The 6,734-nt window shown below is 50.2% G+C and carries 5 protein-coding genes; 3 read left to right on the top strand and 2 right to left on the bottom strand.

What is annotated here, in order from left to right; translation table 11 throughout:
• The 3 genes from QEP12_RS16685 to QEP12_RS16675 form a co-directional block, all read left to right on the top strand.
• Window positions 1-1,610, top strand: a 1,610-nt coding sequence (locus tag QEP12_RS16685; RefSeq protein WP_284214967.1) for a transposase, incomplete at its 5' end; no start/stop codon positions are given.
• On the top strand, window positions 1,585-2,889 hold the full coding sequence (locus QEP12_RS16680; RefSeq protein WP_284214966.1) for an AAA family ATPase: 1,305 nt from the start codon (window positions 1,585-1,587) through the stop codon (window positions 2,887-2,889). The genes QEP12_RS16685 and QEP12_RS16680, both read left to right, overlap by 26 nt.
• Window positions 2,890-3,019: 130 nt before the next feature.
• Complete coding sequence (locus tag QEP12_RS16675; RefSeq protein ID WP_284214965.1) at window positions 3,020-3,394, top strand: helix-turn-helix domain-containing protein; 375 nt, start codon at window positions 3,020-3,022, stop codon at window positions 3,392-3,394.
• A gap of 111 nt (window positions 3,395-3,505) precedes the next feature.
• Here the strand turns inward: QEP12_RS16675 and QEP12_RS16670 are convergent, their stop codons facing one another.
• Both QEP12_RS16670 and QEP12_RS16665 read right to left on the bottom strand, forming a co-directional pair.
• Window positions 3,506-4,831 (bottom strand): TniQ family protein, encoded by a 1,326-nt coding sequence (locus QEP12_RS16670; protein ID WP_284214964.1) that lies wholly within the window; start codon window positions 4,829-4,831, stop codon window positions 3,506-3,508.
• Between the two features lie 61 nt (window positions 4,832-4,892).
• A complete protein-coding gene (locus QEP12_RS16665) occupies window positions 4,893-6,650 on the bottom strand; it encodes a TnsD family Tn7-like transposition protein (protein ID WP_284214963.1) in 1,758 nt (585 codons plus the stop codon).
• Window positions 6,651-6,734: the final 84 nt, after the last annotated feature.

Genomic DNA, 6,734 nt, shown 5'->3' with positions numbered 1-6,734 from the left:
CACAGTCGATGCAACCTGGCATGAATGATGATTGGGAGAGCATCATCGTTGCCGCAGACAAAAGAATACCGGTGCCGAAACCTTCAATGCCGGAGCGCTACAAACAGATCATTAGCAGTGATTTCGCAACCGCCAGTACTTTTGACGCTGATGGAAAAATCATTACGGTTGATCTAAAAAAAGGGCACTACCCCAATTACCAACAGGTCAAACGCGTCCTGACTACTCGCATCACTTACCTGAAGAAAATTCTAGAAAAAACTAGCAAAGGACATTTCAGCCGTGCGCTGAGAGGCATGAGCAGTAAAAGCTGGGAGGGCGTTTCAGGGCCTGGACTTTTGTATGCGATCGACTCAACCATCGGTGACATCTATCTACGCTCCTCGCTCAATCCTGCTTGGATTGTGGGACGCCCGATTGTCTACATCGTCGTCGATGTCTGGTCTACTGCCATCGTTGGCTTTTACGTGTGTTTGACAGGTCCAAGTTGGAGCACCGCACAAGTTAGTCTCTTCAACACAGCAGCACCAGCGCAGCTTCTGGGCCATCTGTGGGACTATGAGATGCAGCCTTCGCTGTTCCCAGCACCCACATTACCCTATGCACTGCAGTGTGATCGTGGTGAGTATCTCTCCAAGCGTGCCAAAGCCACTGGCATGCAGCTCAGCATGAACCTAAGTTATGCACCGCCCTTTCGACCAGATCTTAAGGGTGTCGTAGAAGTCATGCACCGAATTTTAAAAAATACGCAGTACAACTTTCTACCCGGCGCCATGGATGCGCGCCGCGCAGAGTACGACTTACGTCGGTCCAACCCCGCAGAAGCGACCATGACTGTGCGCCACTATATGCAGTACCTGTATGAGTGTTTCTTCCGCTACAACTTAACTGCAAATCGCTCACACCGCCTGGACGCTCAGATGGTGTCCGACAATGTTTACCCCAGTCCCGCAGGTCTATGGCGTTGGGGACATGCAATGGGCATTGGTTATCGCAAAGTCCAAGCACATGCAGAACTCACCAGCACACTCCTGCCCGTCTCTGACAAGGGTCGAGTATCTCGTTCAGGAATCAGCTTTTGCGGCAATGACTACCGCTCGGAGATCACCGACGCAGAGCAGTGGTCCACCATTGCACGAACATCAGGTCACGGTTGGCAGATTCCAGTTCAGTACTACCCGGGCTCTGTTTCAAAAATTTGGACGCCCAACGTCACTGGTAATGGGCTGATCGACTTAGACATCTCAGACCTTGCGCGCACTTCAGCTGCAGTGACGCATGACGAAATGGTCGACGCATTTGCCTACCAAAGACTGCGAGCAGCGGACATTGAGCATGAGAATTTGGTCACTAGCGTGCTGGCATTGAAACGCATGCAAGCCATCAAGGCCGAATCAATCGAGCAGACACGCATAGCACTGGATCGTGTGCGTGGTCGTCAACCGAATATCACTGAAGCACGCGCAATGGAGGTAGCTCTACAAAATACGCAGTCTGTTTCGGAGATCTGTGGAACTCGCCAAATTCGCTCTGAAGCTGAAACCAATCACTTCGAAATGATGGAAGCGTTATTCGGAGAGATAAATGAAGGGCATTCCCATGAAAAGTGACGCTTCAACATCAAACTTCACACACGACGTCTACGGAAACAATGTTCTGATTCAAGGCCTCGGTCCTATACGGTCACGCACAGAGCTGAGCCGCCTCTTGCTAGATCTACCGGTCAAACCTCCTGCCAATATTGTTTCAGTACCTCGTCATTTGCGCCTGCACATGCTGATGATTCTTCGGGATTTACATTTACCCAGTCTAGAAGAACTGCGGCTTCACGAATCAATCGATTTGATGATTCGACAAAATTACCGTTATATGGAGCCCTCATTAGCTAGAACCTGGAGTCTCATCAGCGGGGAACCAGTTCAACAGTCGAAGCGTCCCGGAGCTCCTGCGTTTGGTGCGGCTGTGGAAGGTGTATCAGGGTCTGGCAAAAGCGAAGCTATCGTGCGTTGTTTGGGCTCATATCCGCAGCAGGTCATTCAACACAAGTCATTCTTCAAAATGGCCAATGGCTTGCAGCAAGTAGCATGGCTATCGATTGATGTCCCCCCCAGTGGTAGAGCGACTGATCTGGCCGCAGCCTTGATGACCGCGTGGAAAAAGGCAACAGGTAGTACGCGCTTTGATCGAACTCTGGCTGCCAACTGGCGCAATGGTCCACAAATGCTGGAGGAATGGCGGCAAGTTGCTTCCAGCCATTTCCTTGGGCTTTTGCATTTGGATGAGATTCAGAACTTCTTCAAGCTTTCCACTTTGGATCGCCGCCGCAAGCGAAAAGCCAGTGAAGAGCCACCAGAGCTAAGCATTGTGGAAGATCAATGCCTCAAATGGATTCTGACACTGATGAACACGTGGCAAATTCCACTGCTGGTCTCCGGCACACCAGATGGCATCAGTGCGCTCACCAAGCGTTTGAGCAATGCACAGCGCATTGTTACTTCGGGCTATCACGCTTTCGCCCATTTCACTTCGCCATCTGACCCCGTGTATCGCCGTATTTTTTTACAACGGCTCAGTGACTATCAATATGTTGCAAAACCTCTTGCCATCACCGAAGAGTTAGCACTGTTGATTTGGGAAAAAACTGCAGGCGTTCAGCGCCTGATCATTGCCTTATGGATTGCGGCGCATCGCGTGGCATTTGAAAGGAAGACGGACGAGCTGTCGCTTGAAGATTTTCAAATTGCAGCTGATACCTATTTATCCTTGGTGCAGCCCGCAGTTGTCGCACTGCGCAGCAACGATCCCCAACGACTAAGAAGGTATGAGGATTTAGTGCCTCGCGACAGTACGTTCTGGACACGATTTTGGGGTGAGGTATCGCATTGTTAGAGTTAGCAGTGCTTACTCAAAGAACTCGCGTACCAAGGCATCACTAGGTTATAGCGATCTGACGTCAGGTTTAGTTCATTGACCTAGCGAAGCAATGGTGAAACGCCCAATTTGTGACTAAAGTAGTCGAATGCAAATCCGCCCCATTCGCAGCGAAGCTGATTACATGGCCATGATGGCTGAAGTATCTGCGTTGATTGAGCTAGACCCCGATACTGATTCCCCTCAAGGCGAGCGTCTGGAAGTGCTAGGCATGCTAGTTGAGGCTTATGAGGCCAAGCACTACTCCCTCGCGCTTCCATCCCCAATTGCAGCCATCAAGTTCCATATGGAGCAATGCGGTATGACTGTAGCTGACATGAGGCCCTATATCGGCCCACCCAACCGGGTTTACGAAGTGCTCAACGGTACTCGGCAGCTTTCGCTTTCCATGATCCGGCGCTTGATGACTTTAGGCATCCCTGCCGAGGTTCTAGTGGGCAAGGAAAGAAAGGCCCAACCTTGAACTGCCCAAGGTCAGCCAACTTGGCATAAGTGCATACAAGCATGCTCGGTGCAAACCTGACTATGTCTCTTTCCTAGAATGGAGCAGGTCTTTGTTAAGCGCTTGTAATGCTTAGGCTTGCTCTGCAACTTGTAGCCGCCGCAGGTTATAGACGAGCTCTTTGCGCGAGCAACGCACATCTTCTTTGTCCATCTTTATCAACGCCTTGACCAGCTTAGGACCGCACCCCCGAAGCAGGCTATCGAACTGTCTACAGTCCATTCCCGACAACCTTTGGCTTTCTTGGTAACTACGTTTACTCAAATAAAAGGCCTGCAGACCTGCTTTAGGGAAAACAGCTTGGCCAGGATCTGCTGCAAGGTTGGGCAGACCAAGCTCCAACAGCCTCTTTTGAATACAGCGCTTTGGGATCTCCCACATCTGGACGATGTTGGAGACATCACCCTGTGCTCTGATATAGGCCTCAACCAAAGCATCGTCAGCCGGTAGTGCATACCGCACTTGTCGCAGCAAAACCTCTGGAACTAGAGCGCCACTCTGCGCAGCTTGTAATGTATTAATGGCCTCATCAGCCGTTTCAAACAGTGTCGCAAGCACCAGAAGATATGCAACCGTCGAAGAAGACGACTTACGCATGTAAAGTGCGCCATCCACTTGATGCAACACTTCACCCTTTTTCTTGTCCAGCAGACTCGGAAAGACACGCTCCAACCAGCTGTGTGGAAATATTTCACAGATTCGATCACTGAGTAACGCTGATCGCACAGGCCCTGCATAAGCATGAAAGCCATGACGCTTCGCTTGGTCACGCAATACGGGTGCAATCTTCCCAACATCTAGTGGAGCAATGCGCTCATACATTGCCGCAACCAGCTCTAAATAGCGCTCAACAAAAGGGTTGGCTTGAGCCTCTTGAATGGCTGCTAAAGGTATTAGACAAGATTGATCAATCAGCTTAGCTGGTGAAGACAGCATCGCATCTGGCTCAGCCGTGCTACTCAGTGCACAGCCATGTTTGGAGCACCACAACTGCCCCGGAGTCTGGTGCTCGCGCCGCCAATAACTCATGCCATGAAAAACAATATCTGCTTGTGCGCACTGCTCACAAAAAAAGGCAGCTGCATATTTGCGGTTATGTGCTTGCCTTGTGAGTGTTGGGCGATCAGCTGCCCCATGCACAATCTCCGGAAAGTAAGAAGTGATACCTCTCTTCAATGGCAATGTTGTATGCCGCTGTGCAAATTGCTCCGAAGACATGTTGGCCACCTTACAAAGCATGTCAAACCAAGAGCGGCCCTGCGTCAACCTTTCAACTTGGTAAAGCTCCGTGATGAAGTCTGACAATTCCGCCAAACTTCGGAATCCATTGATGCGCATCACACGCCCTAAATAACCCTGTTCGATCTCCTCAGGGAATGGAGACAGCGCTAGCAGCATTTTTTGAAGAATTTCCTGAGTTTCTAAGGAGAAGAGCTATTCAATTTTATGCAATCCATCTTCAAGCACTCTCCCAAAGTCCAGCCTCCAAGGGCGATTTCGCTTTCAATACATCATCGATTGCTGCCCTCGTCAAAGGAAGCCGATGCAGTACCGAACGCTTTGCCTTCAATTCAGGAATGTGCTGATACAGCTGCCAAAAAAAGAGATGATTGACTTTATTGTCTATCAGTAAACGAAGTGCGACCCTTCGAACCTCCGCACTCAATTGAACATCGCGCGAACTCCAATCCACAGCTGATTTTTTGGCGACATCCCGCACAGAGACCGCAGTAGGCTTATGCGCATTAAGCCAAACACGGTCGTTTCGATACAGCCATGCATATGCTTGAGGTTCAAGCGATCGCATCCATTTAACACCGCTGTCCTGACCTGGATCCAGTAAAGCCAACCATGCCTGTCTCGCTCTTTGACGAGCCTGATCAACTCTTGCAGCTTGCCATGCTTGATGCAAATCACGGTCGGACAGCAGCACGCGATTAACTGTGCTTTCACTCAGCCCTGATTGCCGCACCACTTCTTTTTTATCTACGCCTTTTCGTAACGCAGAAACCACTTTGATGGTTAATGCAGTCGACATTTTCTTGGCCCGAGTGGGAGTGTTTAACCCCATCTGTCGCGCCCACATCAACACCGTCTGAGTGTCGATGCTCATAGCTTGGGCGGCAGCCCGTGCTGAAAGCTTATCAATCGTCAGTAGCTTGTGCAGTTCTATTCTTCGAGAGTCCTCCTTGGGCTCTGCGACCACATCTGGCACTTGACTAGTTATCTTGCGTTCTAAACAACGGTACGCTTCATAAAAGGGGGCTGCACCGTCAAAGAGCCAGTCGATCATCACAATATGGCGCAGAGGATGCGTACCTGTTCTTGGAGGGCGCAACATACGTCCCAACATTGCAAATGCCTCTTTTGTGTTTCGCGGCAGCCCCTGAAATTCATAAACTAACCGCAGCGGCTCAGCATGCTGCAAGAACTCTTTAGAGATTTCATTCATGCGCAAGCTACCAGACTTGGTTATCCAACCACGAGATGCAAGGTTGTCTCGATAGACAAGGTACAGCGCAGGCATCGATAACGGCTTATTAGCACCAGTTTGCACTAAGGCCTCAATCAGTCGCGCCAAGCTCAGGAGCCTGTGCTGCGGCATCTCTTGTGCATTGTCTTGTGCATTGAAATCATTCTCATCAGTGAGCTCTTCAAGGCGTGGAAGAGTCCATTGAAAGCGGTGCACTCCTGTCGCCTTGAGCGTTGACGCCAGCAAAAGCCGAGAATGTTTAGTACAGGCCCAGACTCCTGGATACTGATGTTCTAAGTGCCAATATGCCCAACCAGTTTTGAGCACATCTTCTTGCATGCATTCAGGACAGGCCTTCAGGGGGTGATGTGCACGAAAGCGGCTCGTCAAAATCCCTAGTCGAAGCTTTAGATGAGCAACACTGTTGCCCGCCATACATTCAATGGCATATGCACACTCTTCCGATGGCATAAAGGCACGGTAGAAGGCTAAGAGTGTGTGTTTAGAGGCGATTTCCTCAAGAGTGCCCAATTGCCCATTTGTTCTCTGGATAAGAGAAGTCAAACGATTCGGGAAGTCATGCTGTGACCCTGCACGCGCAATCCCAAAAAAGCGCTCGCTTGACCGTGCAGCAACAGAAAAACCAGACAGCTGATGCTGCCTGCTCAACAAGCTAAAAAGCGTTTCTCCTGGCAGCCATTCCAGTAGTTGCTCTGCCGGAAACAGGTCTGGTGCAATCGACACACAGTCACTCTACAGAAAGTGCAGCTATGAGAATAGAGGCAAATTGCTTGTAAAAAACGTGTGGCTAAACGTCGGCTTCAGGCT

The organism is Comamonas jiangduensis (genome assembly GCF_030162955.1).
GTDB classification, from domain to species: Bacteria; Pseudomonadota; Gammaproteobacteria; order Burkholderiales; family Burkholderiaceae_C; genus Comamonas; species Comamonas jiangduensis.
The sequence above is the reverse complement of the archived record's forward strand: the minus strand, read 5'-3'. Positions and strand labels throughout refer to the sequence as shown.